Origin of the sequence: Marinobacter flavimaris (assembly GCF_002933295.1) — a bacterium.
Lineage (GTDB): Bacteria > Pseudomonadota > Gammaproteobacteria > Pseudomonadales > Oleiphilaceae > Marinobacter > Marinobacter flavimaris.
In genome coordinates this window covers 385,379-411,453 of record NZ_PSSW01000001.1, presented here as the reverse complement: position 1 = coordinate 411,453, position 26,075 = coordinate 385,379, and the positions used below count along the sequence as shown (strand labels likewise).

Annotated in this window: 22 protein-coding genes and 4 tRNA genes; 9 read left to right on the top strand and 17 right to left on the bottom strand. The window is 59.2% G+C overall.

Annotated elements, in window-relative coordinates:
* Window positions 1–41 precede the first annotated feature (41 nt).
* A complete protein-coding gene (gene lexA / locus MDHKLMBL_RS01885) occupies window positions 42–653 on the bottom strand; it encodes a transcriptional repressor LexA (protein ID WP_008177448.1) in 612 nt (203 codons plus the stop codon).
* A 215-nt stretch (window positions 654–868) separates the two neighbouring features.
* Between lexA and MDHKLMBL_RS01880 the strand changes: the two genes are divergently transcribed.
* The 3 genes from MDHKLMBL_RS01880 to MDHKLMBL_RS01870 are packed head-to-tail and all read left to right on the top strand — an operon-like array spanning window position 869 to window position 3,333.
* The gene (locus tag MDHKLMBL_RS01880) at window positions 869–1,870 is read left to right on the top strand and encodes an amidoligase family protein (protein WP_104270006.1); all 1,002 of its coding nucleotides are present in this window, start codon (window positions 869–871) and stop codon (window positions 1,868–1,870) included.
* Window positions 1,863–2,597 (top strand): gamma-glutamyl-gamma-aminobutyrate hydrolase family protein, encoded by a 735-nt coding sequence (locus tag MDHKLMBL_RS01875; RefSeq protein ID WP_008177443.1) that lies wholly within the window; start codon window positions 1,863–1,865, stop codon window positions 2,595–2,597. Before MDHKLMBL_RS01880 ends, MDHKLMBL_RS01875 begins: the two co-directional genes overlap by 8 nt.
* A 31-nt stretch (window positions 2,598–2,628) precedes the next feature.
* Window positions 2,629–3,333 carry an SIMPL domain-containing protein gene (locus tag MDHKLMBL_RS01870; protein WP_008177442.1) on the top strand — a complete coding sequence of 235 codons (705 nt, stop codon included), beginning with the start codon at window positions 2,629–2,631 and terminating at the stop codon, window positions 3,331–3,333.
* Between the two features lie 2 nt (window positions 3,334–3,335).
* On the opposite strand, the gene MDHKLMBL_RS01865 is transcribed toward MDHKLMBL_RS01870, so the two are convergent.
* Window positions 3,336–7,097 (bottom strand): translocation/assembly module TamB domain-containing protein, encoded by a 3,762-nt coding sequence (locus tag MDHKLMBL_RS01865; protein ID WP_241956156.1) that lies wholly within the window; start codon window positions 7,095–7,097, stop codon window positions 3,336–3,338.
* Entirely contained in the window at window positions 7,094–8,743 is a 1,650-nt protein-coding gene (locus MDHKLMBL_RS01860; protein ID WP_008177438.1) for an autotransporter assembly complex protein TamA, read from the bottom strand. Before MDHKLMBL_RS01860 ends, MDHKLMBL_RS01865 begins: the two co-directional genes overlap by 4 nt.
* 291 nt (window positions 8,744–9,034) lie before the next feature.
* On the opposite strand from MDHKLMBL_RS01860, the gene MDHKLMBL_RS01855 reads away from it, so the two are divergent.
* From MDHKLMBL_RS01855 to MDHKLMBL_RS01845, 3 genes are all read left to right on the top strand, one after another.
* The gene (locus MDHKLMBL_RS01855) at window positions 9,035–10,042 is read left to right on the top strand and encodes a hypothetical protein (protein ID WP_008177437.1); all 1,008 of its coding nucleotides are present in this window, start codon (window positions 9,035–9,037) and stop codon (window positions 10,040–10,042) included.
* A gap of 199 nt (window positions 10,043–10,241) precedes the next feature.
* On the top strand, window positions 10,242–10,577 hold the full coding sequence (locus tag MDHKLMBL_RS21105; protein ID WP_039882193.1) for a hypothetical protein: 336 nt from the start codon (window positions 10,242–10,244) through the stop codon (window positions 10,575–10,577).
* A gap of 129 nt (window positions 10,578–10,706) precedes the next feature.
* The gene (locus tag MDHKLMBL_RS01845; protein ID WP_008177432.1) at window positions 10,707–11,945 is read left to right on the top strand and encodes an SAM-dependent methyltransferase; all 1,239 of its coding nucleotides are present in this window, start codon (window positions 10,707–10,709) and stop codon (window positions 11,943–11,945) included.
* A gap of 66 nt (window positions 11,946–12,011) precedes the next feature.
* On the opposite strand, the gene MDHKLMBL_RS01840 is transcribed toward MDHKLMBL_RS01845, so the two are convergent.
* The 8 genes from MDHKLMBL_RS01840 to MDHKLMBL_RS01805 form a co-directional block, all read right to left on the bottom strand.
* Complete coding sequence (locus tag MDHKLMBL_RS01840) at window positions 12,012–12,518, bottom strand: phosphoketolase family protein (RefSeq protein ID WP_008177429.1); 507 nt, start codon at window positions 12,516–12,518, stop codon at window positions 12,012–12,014.
* Between the two features lie 74 nt (window positions 12,519–12,592).
* Window positions 12,593–13,264 (bottom strand): DUF998 domain-containing protein, encoded by a 672-nt coding sequence (locus tag MDHKLMBL_RS01835; RefSeq protein ID WP_053112512.1) that lies wholly within the window; start codon window positions 13,262–13,264, stop codon window positions 12,593–12,595.
* Window positions 13,265–13,339: 75 nt separating this feature from the next.
* On the bottom strand, window positions 13,340–15,886 hold the full coding sequence (glgP, locus tag MDHKLMBL_RS01830) for an alpha-glucan family phosphorylase (RefSeq protein WP_092030846.1): 2,547 nt from the start codon (window positions 15,884–15,886) through the stop codon (window positions 13,340–13,342).
* Between the two features lie 102 nt (window positions 15,887–15,988).
* Window positions 15,989–17,170, bottom strand: a complete 1,182-nt coding sequence (nhaA, locus tag MDHKLMBL_RS01825) for a Na+/H+ antiporter NhaA (protein WP_227507797.1) — start codon at window positions 17,168–17,170, stop codon at window positions 15,989–15,991.
* A gap of 42 nt (window positions 17,171–17,212) precedes the next feature.
* Window positions 17,213–17,485 (bottom strand): DUF5676 family membrane protein, encoded by a 273-nt coding sequence (locus tag MDHKLMBL_RS01820; RefSeq protein ID WP_053112513.1) that lies wholly within the window; start codon window positions 17,483–17,485, stop codon window positions 17,213–17,215.
* Between the two features lie 12 nt (window positions 17,486–17,497).
* Complete coding sequence (locus MDHKLMBL_RS01815) at window positions 17,498–17,689, bottom strand: hypothetical protein (protein WP_053112515.1); 192 nt, start codon at window positions 17,687–17,689, stop codon at window positions 17,498–17,500.
* A gap of 224 nt (window positions 17,690–17,913) precedes the next feature.
* Window positions 17,914–17,990, bottom strand: a tRNA-Met gene (locus MDHKLMBL_RS01810).
* A 228-nt stretch (window positions 17,991–18,218) separates the two neighbouring features.
* Window positions 18,219–19,556, bottom strand: a complete 1,338-nt coding sequence (locus tag MDHKLMBL_RS01805) for an acetyl-CoA C-acetyltransferase (RefSeq protein WP_104270004.1) — start codon at window positions 19,554–19,556, stop codon at window positions 18,219–18,221.
* A 310-nt stretch (window positions 19,557–19,866) separates the two neighbouring features.
* Here MDHKLMBL_RS01805 and MDHKLMBL_RS01800 point away from each other — a divergent pair, with 310 nt between their 5' ends.
* A complete protein-coding gene (locus MDHKLMBL_RS01800; RefSeq protein WP_053112517.1) occupies window positions 19,867–21,273 on the top strand; it encodes a 3-oxoacyl-ACP reductase in 1,407 nt (468 codons plus the stop codon).
* A gap of 41 nt (window positions 21,274–21,314) precedes the next feature.
* On the opposite strand, the gene MDHKLMBL_RS01795 is transcribed toward MDHKLMBL_RS01800, so the two are convergent.
* The 6 genes from MDHKLMBL_RS01795 to MDHKLMBL_RS01770 all read right to left on the bottom strand — a co-directional run bounded on the left by MDHKLMBL_RS01795 (window position 21,315) and on the right by MDHKLMBL_RS01770 (window position 24,103).
* Window positions 21,315–21,390 (bottom strand) — tRNA-Val (locus MDHKLMBL_RS01795).
* 22 nt (window positions 21,391–21,412) lie between these two features.
* Window positions 21,413–21,489: transfer RNA gene (locus MDHKLMBL_RS01790), tRNA-Asp, on the bottom strand.
* A gap of 67 nt (window positions 21,490–21,556) precedes the next feature.
* Window positions 21,557–21,632, bottom strand: a tRNA-Val gene (locus MDHKLMBL_RS01785).
* A gap of 173 nt (window positions 21,633–21,805) precedes the next feature.
* Window positions 21,806–22,063: a hypothetical protein gene (locus tag MDHKLMBL_RS01780; protein WP_008171388.1), complete on the bottom strand. Its 258-nt coding sequence runs from the start codon at window positions 22,061–22,063 to the stop codon at window positions 21,806–21,808.
* Window positions 22,064–22,110: 47 nt separating this feature from the next.
* Window positions 22,111–22,983 (bottom strand): DUF2846 domain-containing protein, encoded by an 873-nt coding sequence (locus tag MDHKLMBL_RS01775; RefSeq protein WP_008171386.1) that lies wholly within the window; start codon window positions 22,981–22,983, stop codon window positions 22,111–22,113.
* Between the two features lie 139 nt (window positions 22,984–23,122).
* Window positions 23,123–24,103 (bottom strand): hypothetical protein, encoded by a 981-nt coding sequence (locus tag MDHKLMBL_RS01770; protein WP_104270003.1) that lies wholly within the window; start codon window positions 24,101–24,103, stop codon window positions 23,123–23,125.
* A 297-nt stretch (window positions 24,104–24,400) separates the two neighbouring features.
* On the opposite strand from MDHKLMBL_RS01770, the gene purE reads away from it, so the two are divergent.
* Window positions 24,401–24,892: a 5-(carboxyamino)imidazole ribonucleotide mutase gene (gene purE, locus MDHKLMBL_RS01765; RefSeq protein WP_008171382.1), complete on the top strand. Its 492-nt coding sequence runs from the start codon at window positions 24,401–24,403 to the stop codon at window positions 24,890–24,892.
* A gap of 17 nt (window positions 24,893–24,909) precedes the next feature.
* Window positions 24,910–26,028, top strand: a complete 1,119-nt coding sequence (locus MDHKLMBL_RS01760; RefSeq protein ID WP_104270002.1) for a 5-(carboxyamino)imidazole ribonucleotide synthase — start codon at window positions 24,910–24,912, stop codon at window positions 26,026–26,028.
* The last annotated feature ends 47 nt before the right edge of the window (window positions 26,029–26,075 follow it).

The following is a 26,075-nucleotide window of genomic DNA, read 5'->3' as shown; positions in this document are numbered from 1 at the left end:
ATTCACCCGTTATTCAAACTATCTGAGGCTATCCGAACCGCTCAGTGCAGGTCAGAGCGGCGGATAACACCAACACCCAGACCCTCGATGAACAGCTCCTGTTCGGTCAGGTCCACTTCGATCGGTGCGAATTCTTCGTTTTCGGCAATCAGGTAGACTTTCGAGCCTTCCTTGCGGAAACGCTTTACCGTGACCTCATCGCCAACCCGGGCAACAACCACCTGGCCGTTGTGAACATCCTGGGTACTGTGAACTGCCAGCAGGTCGCCATCGAGAATACCGATGTCTTTCATGCTCATGCCCCGGACCCGCAGAAGATAATCTGCAGACGGCGAAAAGAATTCTGGCTGCAGTGTGCAGTGATCCTCGATGTGCTCCTGAGCAAGGATCGGACTACCGGCAGCGACCTGACCAATGACCGGGAGGCCCAGGTCCTCTTCCGCCTCAGGCAGACGGATGCCGCGGCTCGCTCCCGGCACCATCTCGATGGCACCTTTCCTTGCCAATGCCCGGAGATGTTCTTCCGCGGCGTTGGCCGAACGGAAGCCCAGTTCTGCCGCGATTTCAGCACGGGTTGGCGGATAGCCGGTCTCGTCGACGTATCGGCGAATAATATCCAGTACCTGGGACTGCCTTGCTGTCAGCTTCATCAAGCTACTCCGCTATATCGGGATCGGGCCGCTGCAAACATCGGCCTCTCGTAAGAGTGGCTCCGGTGGCCCTGTTTTTTTATACAGTAAACTGACTATATACAGTGTTTTATCCAGTGTAAAGTCGGCTCCCTGATTTTCTTGCATCCGCTTAATAATGAGGATCAACAGCGGTGTGATATGGTTAGGGCACTATTCCTCACGAACCAGGGAGCACCATGACTCAAGTCAGTGCCTGCAGGATGCCTGACATCCTAGAGACGAACGAAGGGAAGGAACGCCGGGTTGGCGTCGAGATCGAACTGTCTGGTCTGGGCTACGATGAGCTGGTTACATTGGCGGCGAAGATGCTGGAGGGCACTCCTGAGCTCAAGTCACGCTATGTGACAAACTTGCAGACAGCTCTTGGCGACTTCACGGTTGAGCTTGATTCCGATCCGATCAAGGATCTTGATCTGGCGGATGAGCGCCTCCCCGAGTCCATTCGTGAACTCGGTGGACAGGCGATGGATGTGATCGACGCCGCGGCCGAACGCGTGGTACCCCTCGAGATCATAAGCCCACCTCTGAAGTTTTCCAGCGTCGAGGTGATTGAAACGCTCGTCGACAAACTCCGAAACGCCGGGGCACTGGGCAGCCGGGACGCCATCTATTTTGCGTTTGGCCTGCAGCTTAATCCTGAGTTGCCCGACCTCAGCCCGGAGACCCTGGTTCGTTATTTCCAAGCGTTCGCGGCCCTGTATGAATGGCTCAAGTACCGGCATCAACTGGACGTCAGCCGCAAATTCACCACCTACATCGAACCCTGGCACGGCCGCTACACAGAGCTCCTGATGGAGGATAACTATCATCCAAACCTCGGGGAGCTCATGGAGGATTACCTGGAGTTCAATCCTACCCGCAATCGCGCGCTTGACCTGCTTCCACTGTTTGCCCACCTGGACAAGGAACGGCTGGAACGCCATGTTCAGGATCCCCGGATAAAAAGCAGGCCAACCCTGCATTACCGGTTGCCGGATTGCGACATCGACAATCCCGGCTGGCATTTCTCAACCGTTTGGAACGACTGGGTCGTTCTGGAGCAACTGGCCAACAATCCCGACGACCTGGCCGATATACGGCAACTGTTCCGGGAGCGGCGTAAACTGAATCTTCACAACCTGACCCACAGCTGGCGGGAAACCACTGACGACTGGCTGGCCAAAAACGGGTATGTCTGAAGAGTCCAAAGAACAGGAACTTGAGGTTCCGGGCCTGACGATCGGCATCAGTGGTCCCGCTCGAAAAAGCCTTGCCCATCGGCTGATCAGTCTGGGCCTGCGCCTCCACGGTGCCCGGACCCACTATATTCGTCCGGGTTCACGGGTTGCCGTACCCATGCTTGATGGCCTGGTGCTGTCAGGCGGCACCCACGTCCATCCTGAACGTTATGGGCAGGAGCCACAGGTTACCGCCAATTATGACCGCAAGCGGGATAAAACCGATCAGTCACTGCTTGAGCAGGCTGAAGCCATTGGCATTCCCGTGCTCGGGATTTGCCGCGGCGCCCAGTTCATCAACGTTTTCCACGGTGGGTCCCTGTGCCAGAACGTGACACCGCTGAGGGTCAATACCCGGCATCGCCCGCTGCTCTTGCCCTTGCAAACCGTGCGACTGGTAACGCACAGCCGGCTTGAGCAAGCCATGCGCTCCCCGGTGATCGGCGCCAACCGGATTCACAGCCAGGCCATCAAGCGCCTGGGCCGAAACCTGCGCGTAACCGCCGTGGACAATGATCTGTTCGTACAGGCTATTGAAAGCACCGGACGCCAATGGCTAACGGGCATCCAATGGCACCCGGAATACTTGCTCTACCATGGCGGACACCGGCGCATCTTTGGCCAGTTCGTGGATGCTGCCCGCCGATACAAACTGGCGCGCCTGGAACCGGATTCCGACGACGCCTGATCCATCAACGGTTTCCAAAGGAGGCACTACCATGAACGGACGGAACCGAAAGATCCGTTTTAACCTGAAGTCCGGTTTTATTCTCCCTCTCGCGCTCACAGTACCTGCCCTGACAATGGCAGGTGAGGTTACGCTCACCGGCGAGGGCAGTGTCCGATACGAGCCCGACAGCGCCCGACTCCAGTTCACAGCCAGTGCCGAGCACGAGCTTCCCCAGAAGGCCACCGAACGGGTAGCGGCTCTGATGGCGCAGTGGCGCGAGGGTATTACCGAGTACCAGGATCAGCTCAATGATTACTCAGACGCGTCGGTAAACCTTTACACCCGAACTCTGCCCGCACCTGAAAGGGAGGAGCAGCCCCGCAAACAGGCCGTCGCCTCCCAGACCGTCAGCTTCAGCATCAGTGATCTTACCCTGCTCAATCCCCTGCTCCAGCAGGCCCAGGCTGTGGGCCTGGATTACCACCTGGGCCCTCACCAGTTCTTCCACTCGGATGAGACCGGTATGGAACAGGAAGCACTGGCCAGAGCCATCGCAGACGCCCAGGCCCGCTGCCGATTCGTGGCCAGTCAGCTCGACCAGACCTGTGGTGATGTGGTCACCATCAACATCAATGGCGGGCACCGCCCGGTACCAATGATGATGGCGGAGGCAAAATCCATGTCGGATACGGTCTCGAGCGTGGGTGAGCGGGAAATCCGGGCCTCAGTGAGCGCCACCTTCGAGCTGGACTGAACTCAGAAATCCCGGGTGTAGAAAATATCCAGGGAGGCCGCCAGCCCGCTGGCAGCCTCCAGATAGAAGTAGCGGCCCAGATCGTAGCGCAGAGCAACCGTGGTGATCGGCTCGAAGATGCCGACACCGTAGCGGACACTCAGCTCATCCGTCAGATACCCGCTCGCCACCACCGACGTCTGATCGCCGGAACCCTCCGCTTCCAGGGTGAGCTGGCGAATACCTAACTCTTCGCCAATTTGCCCAGTCACCTTGTTGGCCTGGGTCAGTCCCAGGGACAGCGCCGCCCGGCTCATCTGGCCCTCATCACCCCGGCTCTGGGGCGCCCGGCCAAGAATGACATAGGAAAGCGCCTCCGTCTGAGGCATGTCGGGGTTGGAGAATACTTCCGTCTGGGGCGACTGCACCGGGCCGGTCAGGCGAATACCGGCCACAACGGTATCCACGGTGCGGACGGCCTCGATGTCCAGATAGGGTTGGGTAAGGTTGCCCACGAACAACAGTCTTGCCCGCCTGAGCTTGAGCTCCTGACCATAGGCTTCATACTGGCCATTGACCAGTTGGAGCGTGCCACGGGTATCCATGTCATTGCCAATGCGAAGAGATCCCTCCAGATCACCGGTCACGCCGAAGGCGGCAAAAGTCACCTGATCTTCTCCAACAACCACGGTCACATCCATATTCAGCGATCGGACAACGGGCTCTTCCCGCTCCACACCAACAATGACCTCATCCTCCGATACCGATACGGCCTGCTCCGGCAAACCCTGTATCTCTATGTCGCCTCTCGGCACTCCGACCTGTCCGGATACTTCCAGGGCTCCCTCACTGAAAACAATGGTCAGGTCCGGCTCCACCTCAAGCTGCGCATAAGGCTCCAGGTTGAATGGCACACGGCTGCCGGAAATGGTGATTTCGCCCCGGGGAGACTGTTGCCAGTCGATTACGCCATCCAAAATAGTCTGGCTTCGCGCATTGCTCCGGATCCTGCCACTGATCTCGGCCGAGTAGCCGGCGAACCGAACGCTGGCGATCATCTCCTCGATCGGTACCGGCAAGCGGGGATCGGAAACTCGTCCATTCACCAGGTGCAGTTCGCCGGTCACCGCCGGGTTCATCAGCGGGCCGGAGAGCAGGCCCTGGCCGTTCACCCGACCGGCAACTTCGTCCAGTCCGGAAAGCAATCCTGCAAGGGCAATATCCAGACCCTCGAGACTGAAGGAACCCTCAACGCTACGGTCGTCCGAGTTCGGATCCAGGTTCATATCCAGCGTGAAATCGCCAAGCTCGGGTCCGGAAAGACGGACCGCAAGGTCGGCTTGTCTCGGCTTCAGGCCGACCTCGGTTGTCAGGGTATTGTAGGCGAGTGACTCCCACTCGCCGTCCACCAGCAACTGGAATTGTCCTTCACCGGCGTCCAGGAAAACGCGTCCGTCCGGGCCGTCGTCGGTTGTGGTGAAATCAACCTCTCCGTTGATCCAACCGTCCCAGCGTAACGTCTCTGGCAGCAAGGGAGCGAGGGCAACGGTTGGGAAGCGGTCGATACGATAGGCAATGCGGGGAACCGGGAGCAGTGTCTGGTCCTCGGCACAAACCGTACTCTCCTCCCAGCGCCAGCAATGATTGCCAAATGTGAGCTCACCATCGGCTTTGTATGCCAGGGTCGCCGGGGCCTGAAGCCGCCATTGCTGGGACTGTTCCGGAAGGTCAATCAGGCCGCGGGACAGCTCTCCCTGCCAGGTTCTCCAGTCAGCGCCGGCCTCTCCTGCGAAAACCAGCTCAAGGTCAGCCTCGGCATGACGTGCACCGATGCTCACGGTGTGCTTTCCCTGGGTGCCATTGGCTTCCAGAGTGAGCGTTTCAAGCTCTTGCCCGAACCCGTTGAGGTTCTCCGCCTGCAAACGGCTGACAAGGCGCATGCCGTCCTGCAGATCGGCCTCAAGACTGAGGGTTTCAATGGCGAGCTTATCCTGCCAGCCCAGGTTTTTGCCACTTGCACTCAGCTCGCCCCTCGGGCGCTCTGGTGTTCCCTCCGCCGTCAGAGTGGCTTGCAGATTCCCCGTCAGGCCAGGCAGGACAATTTCCGGCGCGGGCAGGTTCAGAGCCAGATCACCACGCAGAACGTCGCCCCAGGTACCGCTACCCTCAATACGGTTGTCACCCACCAACAACTGCAGGTCGGATAGCTCCCAACTGCCTGATGAGGTATCTAGCCGTCCCTGCAGAGACGCGGGATTGGAACGCCAGTCGCCCTCAAGATCCCATCCGGCATTCATGGCAGGTACCGGTCCATCCCCGAGTTGTCCCTCGGTCGTCACATCACCGCTGAGACTGGCTTCCAGTACAGGTACCCAATAACCGGGATTGAAGTCCTTCAGGCGCAAGGCCGCCTGCCAGGAAAGCGGCCCGGAAAAGTTCACCGAGCCGTTGCCGGTAAGAGACCCGGCGCCTGTGCTGACGGTCAGGTTGGTCAGTGTGGTCTGCCCGGCATCGCCATCCACCGTGGTGGTCAGTTTCGCGTTGCCCTGGGGACCCTCGACACCGGCTTGAAGCTCTGCATGGTAGTTCCCCTCACGCCAGGACACGGTGCCATCCAGGGAACGAAGGGTTACCACTGGCGGCTCAAAGCCCGGGATCAGCGTATACCAGGGAAATCCGCGCAAACGGATGTCGGCACTGGCTTCGAGGCCCTCGCTCCAGGAGACATTGCCATTGGCCACCACAGTGTCTTGCCCTGCACCATTCTCCTTGTCTGCGGCCAACTCGATCCGGATGTTCTCCGCCGCACGAGTCGTCGCCAGGCCCTCCAGCGTCAGCCGTACCGGGCCTGTCGTGCCCGGAAGCGTAGCTTGCCCCCGGGTGCGAAAACCCTGCTGAAGGCTACCCCTGGCGTCCACAGACCAATCATTGAACACAAGGGTCTCCGGCAGCGCCTGCGCTGCGCGGAACTGATCCGAGGTTAGCCTCAACTGTGCCGGCAGGGCCGGATCGAGCGGCTCGACTTCCCCCGAGAGTTCAGCATCCAGGTAGCCACGGCTGGATGCAGCGACCATCAGGTCCCGAACGCTGCCGGAGAGCCGGGCGTCGAGAAGCCACTCGTCTCCATAAGGCGGCGGGATGTCCGCTTTGACTTCCAGATTGACAGGCCAGTCCCGGCGGGTTTCTATCCGGCCAGCGGCGGACACCGTGTACTCACCCAGCTGATACCAGGCGCGCTTTATGTTCCAGGCGGCGCCCGACCCTCCAGCGTCCAGCTCAAACCGGTCCCAGACTCTGTTGCCGTTGAAGGTAAAAGGCCCGAGCCGGACGCCACTGATATTCAGCGCCAGCGGCAGGTCCACGCCCGGCAGTGTAATGGGGCTCCCGCCTTCGGCTTTGTCCGCCGGGGGCAACTGCGAGACTTCGAGCGTCTCTGCTTCCAGATTCTCAATACAGAGCTGTTTTCGGAACAGACAGGAAGGGGACCAGTCCACGAGTGGCGACTCAACGACCACTTCGACCCCGTAACCACGCCATTGCAAGTGGTCGGCCTGCCACCGACCAAACAGAGATCCCCGGTCATTTTCCACCTGAAGCCCTGGCACCTGTTCTATAACCCAGGCGGTTCCCGTCTCAGAGCGCAGGGCCAGCAAAACAGCGGCCACCACAAGGACAGGCACGAGAATCAATACCGCCAGCCCTACCAACAGCCAAAACCGGAGGCGGCGCGGGCGTGCCGATGGCTTGTGCGGCCTGTCGTCCGAAGTTTCCGGTGTCCTCGTCACAGCTCAGGCCCCATGGAAAAGTGAATGCGCCAATCCCCGCCAAATTCACGATCCAACCCTTTGGCGATGTCCAGCCTCAACGGCCCGACCGGGCTGATCCAGCGTATGCCGACACCAGCGCCGGTGGCCAGCGGGTCGCTCGGATTGTTGATCGCGTTGCCGTGGTCGACGAACATGGCGGCACGCCATTTGTCCGCAAACTGATACTGATACTCGGCACTGCCAACCATCAGGAAGCGTCCGCCCACCGGCACGCCGTTATCATTCTCTGGCGACAGGGTTTCATAGCCATACCCTCGCACACTCTGGTCACCGCCAGCGAAGAAACGCAGGGATGGAGGCACATCTTCAAACCGGTTGGTTGCCACAGCCCCCGCCTGCAGACGACCCAGAAACCGGTGCTTGTCCGCCAGCGTAAACAGCCCCTTGACCAGTGCGTTTACATGAAGGATATCCACATCGGACAGCGCCGCCCGATGCGAACCGGTAACATCGAACTGCAGGCGATAGCCCCGGGATGGGTCCAGTGGCGAGTCCGTGTGTATTTTCGAGTATCCCGCACCGGGCAGCAGGAGTGTGCTTGTGCCTTTCTCGTCATTGCCGATGTTAAAGCGCTCACCTTCCCAACGCAGCGACAATATCTGTAGCCAGCCGTTATCCAACTGATGCTGCCACTGCTGCCCCAGGCTCAGAAGTTCCGATTCCACATTCTCGATGTCCTCGCGCTGGTAACCGGCGCTCAGGCGGATCAGGTCGGTCATGGGCGGATCCAGGGGCAGCTCGTACCAGGTACTCAGGTTCTGCCTGGGTACCGAGAGTTCTGTCTCGGCGCCCCGCTTGTGCCCCATGGGATTGATCCAGTGTTCCCGCCAGTTTCCACGGAACCTGGGTCCGACATCGGTCGAAAACCCCACGCCCGCCGCCACAGAGCGGGCCTCGCGCCGGGTGAGATCAACGCGGACCGGAATCACGCCGTCCTCGGCACTACCCGGTGAGGCATCGATATCAACACTGCTGAAATAGCCGCTGTTCAGGAGATCCCGGTTGAGCCTTGCTACTTCATCAGCATGGAAGGGTATACCTGGCTCGAAAGAAACGAACTGCTCCAGTAGACCGATCTCGAACCAGTGTCCCTCGGCAAAGGTTACCTCTCCGAGCCGGTACCTTTCGCCGCTATCATAGATAAGCGTAACCGCAGCGCTTCGGGTTGCCGGATCCACTTCCAGGGTACGGGTAACAAATGTGCCGTCGAAATAGCCACGCCGTCGGGCACGGGTCTGGATGGTGTCTCGCAGGCTGGCATATTGACCGTGGTTGAGAATGTCGCCTTCCGCCGGGTGCTCTGGCAGATCGGCGTTAAACCGTTCATCTGACGCAGCTGCCCCCCTGATCTCCACGGTCCGGGACGTAACTCGCACCGGCTCCCCCGGTGTAATGGACAGAACGAGCGTTGCCGTTGTGTCGGAACCACCCTCTTCAATCCGCCAATCAATCAACGGGCTGTAATACCCGAGCGCCCGCAATGCCTCCTCGGCCTGACCAACGGCCGTGGGGGCATAACGCCTGAGATTACTGGCACTGCGGCCTTCAACCTCCCCGATAAACGCCTGGGCATTTGATTTCAGATCCGGGTAGTCTCCCTCCATGTTCACGACGACCTGTTGCGCGCAAACCCACGACGGCAGCCAGCAGAGCAACAAGATCAAAAGCCGGACCCGGCCCGAATTCACGACTTGATAGATTGATAGCATCCGGCTATTTCAGTGTTGGTGGTAACAAGAAGGATTTCCGTTCAAGCGTGGGAGTTTAATGGCAGACGGTCAAGTTAATCCATGGTTGGCCTTTCGGACTGCCTTGAGCGGCTCAAGGGCGAGTCGTTTGTGGCGTTGAAATAAGCTAACCTGTCAGATACTTAGCAACAGACCGGACCCTGGCGAATGCTGAAGATAAATCGAGAAAACCTGAAATCCAGCCACCAGCTTGTCTGGTTCATCATTGATTTCCTGATGCTGGGCCTGCTGATCATCAACCTGGCGTTCATCATCTGGGACTCGATCTATAACTTTGTAGCCGTTCAGAATCTGCTGAAAGAGCATGCTCCGGCCATACAGTCGGCCTACCACCCCATCCATGAACGCTTCATCTTTTACGATCTGATCTTCGTCAGCATATTCCTGACCGAGTTCTTCGTCCGCTGGGGTTACGCCATCAAGGCAAAAATCTACGACCGCTGGTACTTCTACCCGTTTATTCACTGGTATGACCTGGTGGGCTGTATTCCGGTGGGAAGCCTGCGTTTCCTCCGTATCCTCCGTGTGATCTCCATCATCTATCGACTACACCAGTACAAGATCATTGACGTTACGAACACCAAGATCTACCGCTTCGTAAATTTCTATTACGAAGCCTTTATGGAAGAGCTCTCTGATCGCATTGTGCTGAAGGTGCTGAGCGGCGTGCAGCAGGAGGTCAAACTGGGCTCTCCGCTGTTTGACAAGATCCAGAAGGACATTCTCTATCCCCGACGGGACATGCTCTCCGACTGGATTTCCAAACGGGTTGCCGAGGCGGCCCAGGAAGGCTACGTACCCAATCGCGGAGCCCTCAGGAGCTACCTGGAAGACACAGTGGATAATGCCCTCAAACAGAACCTGGAACTGTCACGACTGAAATATCTTCCGGTGGTGGGCCCCACCATTCAGGAAACCCTGGAAGAAGCGGTCGGCGACATCGTTGCCCATGTCATCCACCAGATCCTCGAAGACCTGGCTTCAGCCTCCAATCACGCCTTCATTGAAGACATCGTGAATGTTTTCCTGCCGACACCCGGTGAAGTGAAAGCCGACGAAGCCCAGAACGAGGCCTTGATTAACCTGATTATCGAAATCATCGACGCAGTCAAGGACCAGGTGAACGTAAAACACTGGCGATCAGAGCTGCCGTGACTCGCTGGCGACAGGCCTTAAGACCAACAAAAAAAGAGAACATCCATGGATGTACAAGACACCCCGACTCATTATCAGCCGGCCCATGAGCTCCTGAAACAACTGGAGGCCGGCACCCTGACCAGCGAGGCACTGATTACCGCCTTACTGGAAAGAATCCGGGACCAGAACCCTGCCATCAACGCGATTGTGGCGCTGGATGAACACAGCGCACTGGCCAGCGCCCGCGAAGCGGATAAGCAACGCGCGCTCGCTGGTTTCCTTCCGCGGCCACATCCCCGGCCCGCCCGGCACCCAGTCCCGACCGGATCTGGTCGAGGGCGGCCCCATGGCCCGCAATGCCCGGGTCGGTTTATGGCTGGAGGATCCGCTGTGCCCGGTGGAGCATGAGCTCACCGGGGGTTATCGCACCCTGGGCAACTCCCTGGCCGACAGGGGCGCCCTGGTGAACCTGGATATCGATCCGGGCCGAAGTAAGCCAAGATCATCCGGAAATACAGGAGTACGTCCGGATGGCCGGAAAAGACTTCCATAGTTCCGGTAACTCCTGCAAGCGTCCCAGTTTCCGATAAGGTTTGACGAACAGCAGTTGCCTAATAAATGATAGTCCACCTACTTTTTAACCCACTGAAACTTGCTGGGAACAGCGTAAGGATGGAAAGGCATGAGCAGGGAATCCTTGCCGGAAGGCGGGCACCTGGGGTCCCGGGAAAAGCCAACGGGAAAGACGAGCGCAATTCACCGTAATCTTTTCCTGCAGGCGCTGAAATCTCTTCAGTTCGGTTCGTTATCGCTTACATGGCCGGATGGAAAGACGACCCGCCATGAAGGAAAACAAGACGGTGTGCATGCGGAAATGGCATTGCTGCAGTGGGATGTCATCGATCACCTGATCACCCACGGTGACGTGGGATTGGGCGAAGACTACATGGCAGGCAAATGGTCCACACCCGACTTGCTTGCCCTGATGCGCCTCGCCGCAGGCAATATCGTTGTTTTTGATCGGGTTTTGCACACCAGCGTATGGCTCAGGTTATGGCACTGGTGCAGGCACCGGTTGTCTTCCAATACACTGAAACGCAGCCGTAAGAACGTCCAGGAGCACTATGATTTAGGCAACGACTTTTATCAGCTCTGGCTGGACCGGAGCATGACATACTCCTGCGCCCTGTTTGACGGCAATACGTCCCTCTCGCTTTACGAGGCCCAGAAAGCGAAATATGAACGCATCCTTCAGCGACTGGCACCGGAACCGGGAAGCCGCATTCTGGAAATAGGCTGTGGCTGGGGTGGTTTCATGGAAATCGCAGCCACACACGGATGCCATGTGACCGGTGCGACCCTGTCCGGCGAACAGGCGGATTATGCCCGCCAGCGACTCGAGTCCGCCGGACTGGCGGAAAATGCCGAGGTTCGTTTACAGGACTACCGGGAGCTGTCCGGCCCCTTTGATTACCTGGTATCAATCGGGATGTTTGAGCACGTTGGCGAATCGTACTGGCCCGCCTACATGAGGGATGTGCACGACTACCTGAGACCTGGCGGCAAGGCAATGATACAGACCATTACCATTGCCGAGGAGCGATTTGAGCGATATCGCTCCGGCAACGACTTTTTGAGGGAACATATTTTCCCCGGTGGTATGCTGCCTTCCAGAAAGCGTTTTGAAGCTGTTGCCGCCGATAGCGGCCTGGTGGTGAACGATGTGTTCGAATTCGGGCAGGATTACGCCATTACGCTGGAAAAGTGGCTGGCGAACGTCGACGAACAGATACCGGCGATACGGGCGCTCGGGTACAGCGAGATGTTCGTGCGAAAGTGGCGGTTTTACCTGGCCAGCTGTGCCGGTATGTTTCGCGCCGGAGGTATCAATGTGATGCAGGTGGAGTTAAGCCGGGAGTAGCGACCCGGCTTTTCCGCAGCGACGAGCGTTATTGGCTGCAGGCATGGGAGCCTGTAGCCATGGGAATTATTCTTGACTTCGGGTGGGGTCCGCGGTTGCCCCCCAGCGCCATTGGGTAATCTCCGGCATATCCACGCCGTGCTCGATGATGTGATGCCGATGCTCGATCAGCCGGTCACGCAGCCATTGCTTGAGATAGGCGGCCCGTGACCCCAGTTGCGGAACCCGATCAATGACATCCGCCACCAGGTGGAAACGGTCCATGTCATTGCGCACCACCATGTCGAACGGCGTGGTGGTGCCTTCCTCCTTGTAGCCACGCACGTGGAGGTTCTTGTGATTGGTGCGCCGGTAGGTCAGGCGATGGATCAGCCAGGGATACCCGTGATAGGCGAAGATGATCGGTTTATCGGTCGTGAACAGGGTGTCGAAGTCCTTGTGTGACAGCCCGTTCGGGTGTTCCGCCTGGTCCTGCAGGGTCATGAGATCCACCACGTTGATCACACGCACCCTGAGCTCGGGCAGGTGGCGGCGCAGAATATCCACCGCCGCCAGGATCTCCAGAGTCGGCACGTCGCCGGCGGGCTCGGCCCGGCACTGGCTTGTTCGGTTTGTATAGGTTTTTCAAGATCAGGTCCTCCACAAAGTCAGGGATAGGAGTGCTTCAGGTCAGGCTCAGGTTTCTGTTGCGGCCGGATGACCTGCAGGCAAGCCCAAACTTCCCAGACCAGGAAAACCGCCAGCGCGACACGCTCCGCCAGGCCCGGCGCGATATCCAGTTGAATGGCGATCACGAACGCCGTCACCGCCGTCGCCGCGATCACCGACAGCACCAGCGAGGCGGCGCGCTGGCGGCGCCAGTCGAGCTGACGGCGAAAGGCCGCTGAAAACACGAACAGCGCGGCGAGTTCCAGTGCAAACGCCAGGCTGGCTGCCCCCCGGTGTATCTGCCCGGGCAGGTTCGGCGCCTGGCCGGGTGCCTCGATGGGAAACAACGCCGCCAGCAGGATACCGACCGCGGCCAGGCCGAACAGCAGTACCGACCAGGTCCGCAGCGGCCCCGGGCGCAGCGCGCCGCGCAGGGCCAGGGTCAGCGCCAGGTTACCCCAGCCATGCACGAAGGCGCCAACCATGAACAGCCAGCCAAACGGCTGGTTAGCCAGGTCGCTGACATAATCGCTGGTCCAGTCGACCCCGCTGCCGGTCAGGTGCAGGGCGATAATTGCCGCCCCGAACACCGCAACCCCCGCCAGCCCCAGCAGCGCAAGCCTGCGCACCGGCCATGAAAACCTGTGTTCCCTGGTCATACGTGCTTTCATCTCTCCTGAGTGTCTCCTGCGCGCCAGGACACCAACCCGACTCGCGATCTTCCTGGATGCGCGATACCCGCCCGCTCACCGTTGCCAAAGGATGTGAGCAGCTTCCAGGGGGATCGCCACACCATTGTGATGCGGCATGAGTCGCGCGGTATAGTCTGTCGCCGGGCGGGCCGCAGGGGCTGCTGCGCGATAGCTGTAGCCGCTTTCGCCGTCCGTCGGTTGCCGCAGGCGCTGCATCTCCACCCGTTCAGGTGCGCTACCGTCCCTGCCGTCGGCGTAGAGCTCAACCCGCACGGCCTCCGGATCAAGGTCTCCGAGGTAGACCTGAACCTCGAAGAGGTGTTGTTCACCGTCAGGCTCGACCTCAACGTCGCCGAAGCGTATCGCGGCCCATTTGTGATCCAGCGCGTGCCGCCATTCAACCAGTTCCGCGCCGACTCCCCCTTTGCCAGCGGCCCGCTCACGGTATGCAGCGGCAGCCGGGAGGTAGTGTTGCTCGGTGTATTCGCGCACCGTACGGTTGGTAGAAAAGCGCGGTGTCAACCGCGCCATGCTCTCGCGCATCCGGTTCACCCAGGCGGAGGGAATGCCTTGTTCATCACGCGTATAGAACTCGGGGATCACTTCGCGTTCGAGCAGGTCGTACAGCGCATCGGCTTCAGCCGCATCCCGGAACGGATCATCGCCATGTTCCTGGCCGTCCCCCAGTGCCCAGCCCACATCCGGAGTGTAGGCTTCCGCCCACCAGCCGTCCAATTCCGACAGATTGATACCACCATTGACAAGCACCTTCATGCCACTGGTGCCACTCGCCTCCCAGGGCCGGCGCGGCGTGTTGAGCCAGACATCCACGCCCTGCACCAGGTGCTCACCCAAGTGCATGTCATAGTCGCTCAGGAAGATCACACGGGCGCGCACCTCGGGCCGCTGGATGAATTGCATCCATTGCCGGATCAGGGCCTGGCCCGCCCGGTCCTGCGGATGAGCCTTGCCGGCCATAATGAGCTGCACCGGGCGCTGCGGGTCAGTCAGCAGGCGCAGCAGGCGCTCCGGGTCATGCAGCAGCAGGTTCGGCCTCTTATAGGTGGCGAAGCGGCGGGCAAAACCCAGCGTCAATACCCCGGGATCAAACAGCTGGTTCGCAGTATCAGCGGCCTCGGGCGCCTCGCCGGAGGCGGCCAGTTGCCGGGACAATCGATCACGGACGTAGTCAACCAACGCCTTACTGGCCGCCGTGCGGAATTGCCAGAGACGGGCGTCAGAGAGGGCGCGAATGTGCTGCTCATGGGTTTCCGTGGTCCCCAGCCAGCGTTCCTTGCCACAGGCCTCGGTCCAAAGATCATCCGCCGCCGCCGAGTCCCAGGTCGGCATGTGAACGCCGTTGGTCACGTGCGTAACCGGCACCTCATCCACGGGCCAGCGCGGGAACAGCGGCGCAAACAGGTGCCGGCTCACCTTGCCGTGCAGGCGACTTACGCCATTCACCGCCCCGCTGCCGCGGATCGCCAGGTACGCCATATTGAAATCCTCGGCCGGATCGTCCGGATTCCGGCGGCCCAGCGCCAGCAAATCGTCGAGCGTAATGCCGAGCTGGTTGCTTGCGTAGCCACCCAGGCAGTGCTCGATGAGGCCTGGTGGGAAACGGTCGAAGCCAGCGGCCACCGCCGTGTGGGTGGTGAAGAGATTGCCCGCGCGCGTGGCGGCCAGCGCAACGCCGAACGGCTGACCGGTCCGCTGCATGAAGTGGCGGGCGCGCTCCAGCACGGCCAGAGCCGCATGCCCTTCGTTCAGGTGGCAGACTTCCGGTTCGATACCGAGCGCGGCGAGCAACCGCCAGCCGCCAATCCCGAGGATCACCTCCTGCATCAGGCGTTGATCCGGCGCGCCCCCGTAAAGCTCACTGGTTATTCCCCGGTACGGCGGGTAGTTCGCCGCATCGTTGCTGTCCAGGAGGTAAAGCTTCACACGGCCCACCTGGACCTGCCAGGCGCGCAGCCAGATCGGGTGGCCGGGCAGGCCGAGCTGTATCCGCAGCCACTCCCCGTTGGAATGACGCAACGGCATGATTGGCAACTGGCCGGGATCGTTATACGGGTAAAGCGCCTGCTGTGCACCGTCCCGGTCGATCAGCTGGCGAAAATAGCCTTGCTGGTAGAGAAGCCCCACGCCAATCACCGGAACACCCAGATCGCTGGCGGCCTTGAGCTGATCGCCCGCCACGTTGCCCAGCCCGCCGGAATAAATGGGCAGGGCCTCGCTCAGCATGAACTCCATGCTGAAATAAGCGGCACAGGTTAAAGGCGGCCGCGGGTAGGTTTGCTGAAACCACGCCGGCGCCCGAGCGGCATCTCGCCTGGCCTGCACCAGGTCCCCGACGTCTTTACGGAACGCCGGATCGGCCAGAAGTCCCTGGAGCTTCTCCCGCGAGACCGTCTGCAGAACGACCCAGGGGTTACGTGTGGCTTGCCACAACTCGGGATCCAGCTGCCGCCACACCTGGTCGGTCGCATGATTCCATGACGAACGCATATCCAGGGCCAGCTCGGCCAGGGCATCAAATCCCTCGACATCCGTATGCAGCGGGCCGTATAGCAGCTGGCTGACAGGGGTTTCATTGTTCATGGGGTCTCCTTCCTTATTAAGACCGGGGCCTGCGCCCGTTGATAGCCCTTGCGCCGCCGCTCACCTGCGCCGCGGCTCACCAGAGTGGTGCCCCTGCCAGGGTCAGTTGTGCTCCGGGGGATTAAACCGCGGTTGCGTGGTCTTCATCAGGACCACCACGCCGACAACCGCCGACAGCAGCGAGCCTGCAATCACACTGAGACGGGCATTGCGAAATACCTCCGGATCGGGAAAGGCGAGGCCGGCGATGAACAGGCTCATAGTGAAACCGATGCCGGCGACAAGGGCCACGCCGGCGAGCTGGCCCCAACTCACCGACTCTGGAAGTCTTGCCACCCCGAGTCGCACCGCAAGCCAGGTGAAGCCAAAAATACCCAGCGGTTTCCCGGCGAACAGCCCTAGCAAGATCCCCAGCGACGTCGGAGAGGCAAGCGTGGCTGCACTCGCCAGCGTTAGCACAATGCCCGAGTTGAAGAACGCGAAGATCGGTACCACGCCGAGCGCCACCCACGGCTGAAGCGCCTGTTCCGCATCTTTCAGCGGCGAGAAAGAGCGAGCGCCCTGTCTGGCCCGCATGGGAATCGCAAGACCTATGGCCACCCCGGCGAGCGTCGCGTGAACGCCGGACTTAAGCACTGCGACCCAGAGAAACACACCCACGACGACGTAAGCCCCGGTACGCGTGACCTTGAAGATATTGAGCGTTACCAGGGCCACAATCCCCAGGGCCGCCAGCACCAGTGATGTTGTGGCAAGCTGCTCCGTATAGAACAACGCGATGATGACGATTGCCCCCAGGTCGTCGAAAATCGCGACCGCCGTCAGAAACACCTTGAGCGAGACCGGCACACGCGGGCCAAGCAGTACCAGCACGGTCAGCGCCAGCACCGCGTCGGTTGCGGCGGGAATCGCCCAGCCGCGCATGGCCTCCGGATCGCCGGCGTTGAACGCTGTGTAGATCAGCGCAGGGACAGCCATGCCACCCAGGGCGGCGAAACCGGGTGTGGCAATCGCCTTGGGTGTCGCCAGTTGCCCTTCCAGCACCTCACGTTTCAGCTCCAGGGCAATGAGCAGGAAAAAGAATACCATCAGCCCATCATTGATCCAGAGGATGATTGGCTTGTCGATGGCAAACTCACCCACGCGCAAGGACACCGGTAAATGGTGGACTATGTCATACCAGGCTTGCGCGGGAGAATTGTCGATCAGCAGCGCAAGCAGCATCGCCGCGAGCGTCATCAGGCCCGCGATGAGCTGCAGGCGCGACGAAGCACCGGAACTCACCGGCACCCCCCCGACGTGCTCGCAATCCGGGCAGGCACGAACTCAGTCCCCACTTTGCTTGGCATCGAAGTAACGGTGAAGTCGATTGTAGATCGGGCAGAACACCAGCCCGGCATAGGCGCCATATAGGAAACTCTCAATCAGGCCGACCACAAATCCCCACCAGGTCAGCCACTTGAATCCCGGCAATACCTGCTCAAGAAACGCATGCATATGCAGGCTTTGGGGCGTTACCAGTCCATAGATAACGCAGACAATGAAGGTGACCGCTGCGAACAACCCCAGCGCCCAGGTAACCAGTTTCGTGTTAAGCATGTTCCACTCCCATCAATGGCGATGACCCGAGGGTCGGTCCTGATTGCTGTCCGGTTTGTCCGGCTTGTCCGTCTTGTCGGACGCGCCATGTCCGCCGTGCCCGCCTCCGCCGTGACCACCATGCCCACCGTGACCGAACATGTGCATGGCCACGAACAGGATGCCGATAACCACCCAGAACCAGTTTTCCGCTAACCATTCCATATAACCCTCCTCCGTCTGCGGTTGCGCCCGACTGCCATTGTGTGATCTCCGGAGCGGGCATGCATCTCCAGCGAGATAAGCAAACCACAGTCACCTGAGTTCAACCTGAATTATTGGAGCGAACCGGATCGGGATTTGACCTCAATCAAGTCAGGAATGGGAAACTTTCTGCGGACAAATAAAAAAGGCAGACCAGTAGCTTACTGATCTGCCTTTCTCTTAGATGGTAGCGGGGGCTGGATTCGAACCAACGACCTCCGGGTTATGAGCCCGACGAGCTACCAGACTGCTCTACCCCGCATCAAACTTTTCATCAATTCTTTCTACTGAGTCCGCCTCTTGGTCGGGCTCATAAGCCGAAGGTCGATGACTCCCTCCGGCTTTCTCGGGATTGGGAGCCCGACGAGCTACCAGACTGCTCTACCCCGCATCAAACTGGTTGTTGCTCAGGGAACCCCTGATCAACGTGGCGCGCATGATAAGGGCTGAGCCTGGCACTGTCAAAGGAAAGTTCCGGTTTTCCGGAAACTTACCGCTCCAGAATCGCTGTTACCCCCTGCCCGCCTGCGGTGCAGATGGAGATCAGGCCGCGGCCACTGCCCTTTTCCTCCAGCAACTTGGCCAGGGTCGCAATGATGCGCCCGCCGGTGGCGGCGAACGGATGGCCGGTGGCCAGGCTGCTGCCTTTTACATTGAGTTTGTCCCGGTCGATGCTGCCCACCGGCTTGTCCAGCCCCAGACGGTCCTTGCAGAAGGCGGGATCCTGCCAGGCTTTCAGAGTACACAGCACCTGCGAGGCGAAGGCTTCGTGGATCTCGTAGAAATCGAAATCCTGAAGTGTCAGCCCCGCTTTTTCCAGCATCCGGGGTACGGCGTAAGCTGGCGCCATCAGCAGCCCCTCTTTCTTGTCCACAAAATCCACCGCTGCCACCTCGGAGAACGTCAGCCACGCCTTCACCTCATGGTTATTCTCTTTCGCCCACTCCTCACTGGCCAGCAGCACGCAGGAGGCGCCATCAGTCAGCGCCGTGCTGTTGGCCGCCGTCATGGTGCCGTTGTCCCGGTCAAACACCGGCTTGAGCGTCGCCAGCTTCTCAAGGGTTGTATCCGGCCGCAGAATATTGTCCTTGTCCAGCCCCGCCAGCGGCGTCAGCAAATCTTTAAAGAACCCCTCTTCATAGGCCTTGGCAAGCTTCTGATGACTCTCCCAGGCCAGCCTGTCCTGATCTTCCCGGGGAATGTCCCACTCCCTGGCCATCACCTGGGCATGCTCCCCCATGGACATGCCGGTGCGAGGCTCCCGGTTCTCCGGAACCAAGGGCACGAGGTGCGCGGGCAGGAACCGCGCCAGAATCTTCAACCGCTCGCCGGTGGTTTTGGCCCGGTTCAGATCCAGCAGAATCTCCCGAAGCCCCTCGCTTACACCAATCGGCGCATCGGACGTGGTATCGGTACCACCGGCAATACCACATTCGATCTGCCCCAGGGCAATCCTGTTGGCCACCAGAATGGCTGCCTCCAGCCCCGTCCCGCAGGCCAGCTGAATATCATAAGCCGGTGTCTCCGGCGCCAGACCACAACTCATCGCCGACTCCCGGGTAAGGTTAAAATCCCGGGAATGCTTGATCACCGCCCCTGCCGCCACTTCCCCGAGGCGCTTGCCCTGAAGACTGTACCGATCCACCAGCCCCCGCAGCGCGGATGTCAGCAACTCCTGGTTACTGATCTTGCTGTAGGCGGTATTGGACCGCGCAAACGGAACCCGGTTACCACCCAGCACTGCTACGCGGCGAATACCCGAAGGGGCTGTGCTGGTCTTTTTTGAAGTAGCGGTTTTCTTGCGTGGAGTTTTCGATGCTTCTGCCATGATCAATCCAATCCTTTTGCGGAAAATTTCATTGCCGGATGGAGCATTGGGGGCTGGCCTCCCAAAACCGTGCGGAGCCATGGATGGCGGAGCCGAGCGTACAAGGACGTATTCACAGCGTGTTTTGGGAGGCCAGCCCCCAATGCTCCCTGCACCCAGGCTGGCAACAAGTGTAGCGACAACGCACAATGCCTCATTGGCACCCCTGACAACACCCTACAGGCATTGAGTCAATCCAAAAACTGTCCGATTCTTTACCCTGTAGACAATCCGCATCCAGAGAACCGATTGCAACCACAAGGAAGCCCCCATGTCCGACCTCTATCTTAGACTGGTAAACACCCCCGTTGGTAGAACCGCCGCACAATCCCTTGGTCTCCCCGCGCCCGCGCCACTGAAGCGCCTGAAGCGCACCGACCAGCCATTTATCGAAGGCAAGGTGCTCATCGGCGCCGCCAACGGCGGAAAAGCCATTGCCACTTTAGGCAGTATTCTCGGCGCCAGCGCGGCCACCCTTCATCACGCCAGCGAAAGCAATCGCCTGGCGGACTCATCGAAAGCCGGCAACAAAGCCCGGCCGCTGGACCTGGCCTCCGACATCAACCAGCAGTTTTCGGCGCTGGTGTTTGACGCCACCGGCCTGAAAGGTCCGGCCGACCTGCGGGCACTATACGACTTCTTCCACCCCACCATCAAAAAACTGGGCAGCAACGCCCGCGTTCTGGTAATCGGCCAGAATCCCGCCAGTTGTCGCAAGGCGCCGCAGGCCGCCGCGCAACGGGCACTCGAAGGCTTCGTACGCAGCGTTGGCAAGGAAATCGGCAAGAAAGGCTCCACGGCGAACCTACTGTGGATGGCCCCAGGGGCAGAGAAGCAACTGGATTCCAGCGTGCGGTTCTTCCTGTCTGCCCGCTCTGCCTATGTGTCCGGCCAGGTCGTGAAGGTCGGCAAAGGCAACGCTGCCCCTGCCACCAATCCCGTCGCACCACTGACTGGAAAGGTGGCACTGGTCACCGGAGCGTCCAGGGGTATCGGTGCTGCCATTTCTGAAACCCTCGCCCGGGACGGCGCCACCGTGATCGGCCTCGACATTCCGCCGGCCATGGAAGAACTGGAAAAGGTCACATCCGCTATCAACGGGAAGGCTCTGGCCTGCGACATTACCGACGACAAAGCACCAAAGTTGATCGCCGACTTCATCGAAGAGCATTTCGGCGGCGTCGACCTGGTCATTCACAATGCCGGCATCACCCGCGACAAGACCCTTGGCAACATGCCGGAGCACTTCTGGGATATGACCATCGCAGTCAATCTGACCGCGGAGGAGTTGATCGACGAGGAACTGGCAAAGCGGGAGCTCATGAAAGAAAACGGACGCATTGTCTGTATTTCCTCCATCAGCGGCATCGCCGGCAACTTCGGACAGACCAACTACTCAACCGCCAAGTGCGGAGTGATCGGCTACGTGGAAGCCATGGCCCGGCAACTGAAAAACGGCATCACCATCAACGCCGTCGCCCCCGGGTTTATCGAAACCCGGATGACCGCCGCCATGCCGGTCACCATCCGAGAGGCCGGTCGTCGGATGAACAGCTTGTCCCAGGGCGGGCAACCGGTGGATGTGGCCGAGGCCATCGCCTGGTACTGCAGCCCTGCCTCCAATGGAGTGAATGGCAATGTTGTGCGCGTTTGTGGGCAGTCTTTGATTGGAAAGTAAAAAAGGGCCGATCCTCGCGGATCGGCCCTTTTTTGGAATTTTGGTGGGTGGTACTGGGATCGAACCAGTGACCCTCGCCTTGTAAGGGCGATGCTCTCCCAGCTGAGCTAACCACCCGGGAATACTTCATAAATAAAAGTGGCGGAGCGGACGGGACTCGAACCCGCGACCCCCGGCGTGACAGGCCGGTATTCTAACCAACTGAACTACCGCTCCGCATCAATTCCGGCCCTTGGGCCCGAACCTGAAACCGGATGGGGTGATCCGGTGATGCAACTGAAAGTGGTGGGTGGTACTGGGATCGAACCAGTGACCCTCGCCTTGTAAGGGCGATGCTCTCCCAGCTGAGCTAACCACCCACTTTCAAGCCTTCCTATCTAATCTAAAAAGGCATTCACTTGCTTGCCAGCCGTGCTGTCTCAACCAAGTGAGAGGCGCATTTTAAGCATTTGGCTGACGGTGTCAAATATTTTCCGGCAATTTTATAAAAAAACCTGCAAGCCATTCAAAAGCGTACAGTTTTTAAGCAAATTCAGTTTTTACCCGAGGTCTTGCTAGCGGTTTTGACTGCCCGTATGGCCGGGCGATTCTGGCCCGCCTGCTGAGCCTTCTCCTGCAGGGACAATTCACTGACACGACTGCGCCTGTCTTCCGGAACCGCCCGATTGGCCAGGGAGCAGTTCAGGTCATCAAGCCGTTTCTGCAGATCGCCCCAGCTATCGAGTAGTTGGGGGACCACATCATCGGCCAGTTTTTCAAATCTGAGTCGAAGAGAATCCTTGAGAGCCATTGTTTTAATTTCCCGAGTCCTTCACCTGCCGTCAGTGTAGTCAGCACTCAGAAAATCCACCAGCCACCACCGGATTCTGCTTCTTCCCGACGCTCACGTTCCTGCTCCAACTTGGCGTACTCACGCTCCAACCTGTCGATTTTCCGATCCGTTTCCAGGGGAACCGTGGGACCACCGCCGAACGGCCAGAACCAGGACGTGGATTCGTACTTGCCCTCCTGCTTCAGGCGCTCGATCTCGAGCTCACGCTCCTCCTCCAGCAGCACCAGTTGCCGCTCGTAATCCAGGTCTTCATTCACTTCCACAATGGAGGTAGCCGCGTGGTTTGGCGCCAACAGATCACTGTTCAGAAAACGGGTGGAAACAATCTCCTCTGCCTGCATGGCATATTCCCGCGTCACCAGCTGGAGGTCGCCCTGATTCAGCGAATGATCCGGATCCAGGTCCGGATGCCGTTGGCCCGGTTCCGAAAGCTCGTTATAACGCAGGTAATAGATCTGTCCTGGCTCAACGTCCAGCGTGGCATCGGCGATCAGGCTAAGACTGAAGGAGTTCATGCCCTCCAGACCAAGCAAAGGTCGGCGCATGGCAATGTGGCGCTCTCCGGGGCTTACCTCAAGCCAGGTGAAGCTGTCGTTGCGAATGTTGAAATAGTGGGTGTCATCTATGTAGACACTGGGCGCTTCAATTTCATCAGCCGCCCATTGGGAGTGTGTCCTGTAGAAGTACAGCACCGCGTTGCGCCGATCCCAGCTATCGTTGTCGATATGAACGAAGTCATGCCCGGAAACCGGATGCAGGAACGACCCGACGCTTTTGCCGATGGACTGATAAACCGTACAGCCCGGCAACGCCAGCAACAGCCACATCGCTGCCAGAAGCCGGGGAACAAGAAAAACGGAAGGCACTCGGGTTTTCATTGTTGTTAACTCTTCATCCTGATTGCGAGTTGCCTGATCTTAACAACTGCACAAAAACAGAAATGAGAGCTACCGCAAGGGATGGCTACAAACCGTTACAAAACCCGAAATGCCGATTGCTGGACCACGCTACGGGCAGTTACTGCCCGCTGATCTGGCTCCGTAACTGATTCACCTCTTCAGACAGCCGAACCAGACGGGAGGTCAGTTGTGACCGCGAGGCATCGATAGACTCAACCGTGCGCTTGAGACTGGCCACCTCATTACGGAGCGCCTGAACCCGGCCATCATCGGCCAGCTCATCGGTCTCCCGCTCCAGGGCCGAGATCCGACCCTCCATGCCGCTGATTCCCAGCTTCTGCTCCTGCTCAAAACGCCGGATACGGCTCTCGATCACCTGATCCACATCCGCCAGCTGCTGGCTCAATTTCGTCAACTGATCCGTCGCCTGCCGGTTGGCATCCTGCAGCGCTGCAATCGACGTCTCCGTTTGTTGTTTCAGGGCTGCAATATCGGCGGAAAGCGAGGACCGGACCTTTTCAACCGACGTCTCAAGCGAACCAATGGCCTGCTTGCCCTCAGCAAGGCCGGATTCCAACGCGGCAATCCGTTCCTGCTGCTCATCCAGGCGCTTCTTGTTGCGTTCATTGGCAATGGCCCAGAGTTTCCGGATCTCACTGTCTGCCGTATCCAGACGCTTCGTATGCGCCGCGATCTGCTCCTCCAGAGTAGCGCCCCTCTCCTGAAGGTTTTCCCCCGTTTCCGAAAGCTCGCCCTCAAACCGAGCAAGCGCCAGCTTGCTCTGCCGCGCCCAGTAATCCGCTTCTTCAAGCTGCCCTTCCAACGCCTGAACCCGCTGCTCCTGGGAGTACCAGCCAGCACCCGCGGCAACGGCCAGCACAATCAACAACACCCACAGCATTGCCGAGCTACCGCGACCATTGCCGCCGCCACTTCCTTTACCGCCCTTGCCACCTTTGGGAGGCTTCGTTGGTGTCGACGATTCGCCTTTCCCTCCGGACGCTGGCCTGGACTTTCTTTCCGCCGCCTTCTTCGGCTCGGCACTACCAATCGGTCGTTCAGCCCTCAACTCATCATCATCTGGACGGATGGGTTCCATTACAGCTCCTGACTATGGACGGTTAAAACAATAGGGATCGATAATACCTGTACTTAGGCGCAGGTAAAAATGACGCCTTGCCAATACATGCTCTTGCACAGAGTCGGGGGGCTGGATGGAGGCTCTTTCCGGAAATGTCTGAAGCCAGGGATGGCTTCAGTCAAGCCCACATGGATGTGCTCGTAGCGTTTTCCGGAAAGAGCCTCCATCCTGCCCTACTCCGAAGCCATAAGTTTGCATGGTAAGTAGGCAAAACATACAATGGCCGGCTTTCCAATTATCACAGGACTGTTGCATATGCAGCCGCTTGTAGGACTCATCATGGGCTCCAAATCCGACTGGCCCACCATGGAACACGCCGCCACCATGCTCGAAAAACTCGGCGTGCCCTATGAAACCAAAGTCGTCTCGGCCCATCGCACACCGGATCTGCTTTTTGACTACGCCAAAACAGCCGCAGACCGCGGTTTGAAAGTCATTATTGCGGGCGCCGGCGGCGCAGCGCACCTGCCGGGCATGGTTGCCTCGCAAACCGCCCTGCCGGTCCTTGGTGTTCCTGTTCAGTCCAAAACCCTGAATGGCCTGGATTCATTGCTCTCCATCGTCCAGATGCCAGGCGGCATCGCTGTCGGCACCCTCGCTATTGGCAAAGCCGGCGCAACCAACGCTGGCCTGCTGGCAGCGCAGATTATTGGCACCTCAGACGACAGCGTACGCAAAGCGGTTGAGCAGTTCCGGGCCACACAGACCGAAACGATTCTGGACAATCCTGATCCTCGGGACCAGTAACAGGCAGGAGAACTCGAATGAGAATTGGTGTACTGGGCGCCGGCCAACTGGGAAGAATGCTGGCACTGGCCGGATACCCACTGGCCAAGACCTTTGTTTTCTATGACATGTCCGGCAGCCCCAGTGCTGGCCTTGGTGAAGTCATCATCGATCGCGAGGGCCAGTACCTGGACGATTTCCTCTCCCGGGTCGACCGTGTTACCTATGAGTTCGAACACCTGCCAGTAGACGTGGCCGAGAAAATTGCTACTCACAAACCGGTTCACCCCTGCCCCCGGGCGTTGCAGGTGTGTCAGAACCGGGAAGCGGAGAAGACTCTGTTCGGCGAGCTGGGCATCCCCACGCCAGAATGGAAAATTGCCGAGAGCGCCGCCTCGTTGAAAGCCGCGGCCGAGGAACTTGGCTGCCCGGTGGTAGCGAAGTCCAACACCGAAGGATACGACGGCAAAGGCCAGGCCGTACTCAAATCGCCAGAGGAAGCCGAGGCCGCCTGGGCCTCCATCGGCCACCCCCGCCTTATCGTGGAGAAGTTCGTCGACTTCCACCGGGAAGTGTCGATTATCGCCGTTCGCGCTGAAGACGGTGAACTGGCCTTCTACCCGATGGCGGAGAACACCCACCACGAGGGAATTCTGCGCTACTCCATCGCGCCTGCTCCGAAGCTCGAGAAGCACGTTCAGGAAGATGCGGAGCGGTACATCAAGGCACTACTGAACGAATTGGACTATGTCGGCGTATTAACGCTTGAGTTGTTCGAGACAACCGATGGCCTGGTCGCCAACGAGATGGCGCCGAGGGTTCACAACTCGGGGCACTGGACCATCGAAGGCGCGATGACCAGCCAGTTCGAGAATCATATTCGCGCGGTTAGCGGACACCCTCTTGGCAATGTTGCTCCACGTGGGTTGAGCTGCATGATCAATATCATCGGAGAGCACGGCGACATCGAGCGAATCCTCGAACTGCCCTACGCCCATGTTCATCTCTATAATAAGGGTGAACGACCGGGTCGGAAGCTGGGCCACGTAAACATACTGGCCGACAGCTACGAAGAGCTTGTCTGGCGGGTGAAGAACTGCGCCCAGTTCCTGCCGGGCAGCCCAGAGTTTAAAAGTTCTTTAACACCAAAGGGTTGATCTGACTCAAATCGACCCTATATTGGGGTAACGAACATCAACATAAA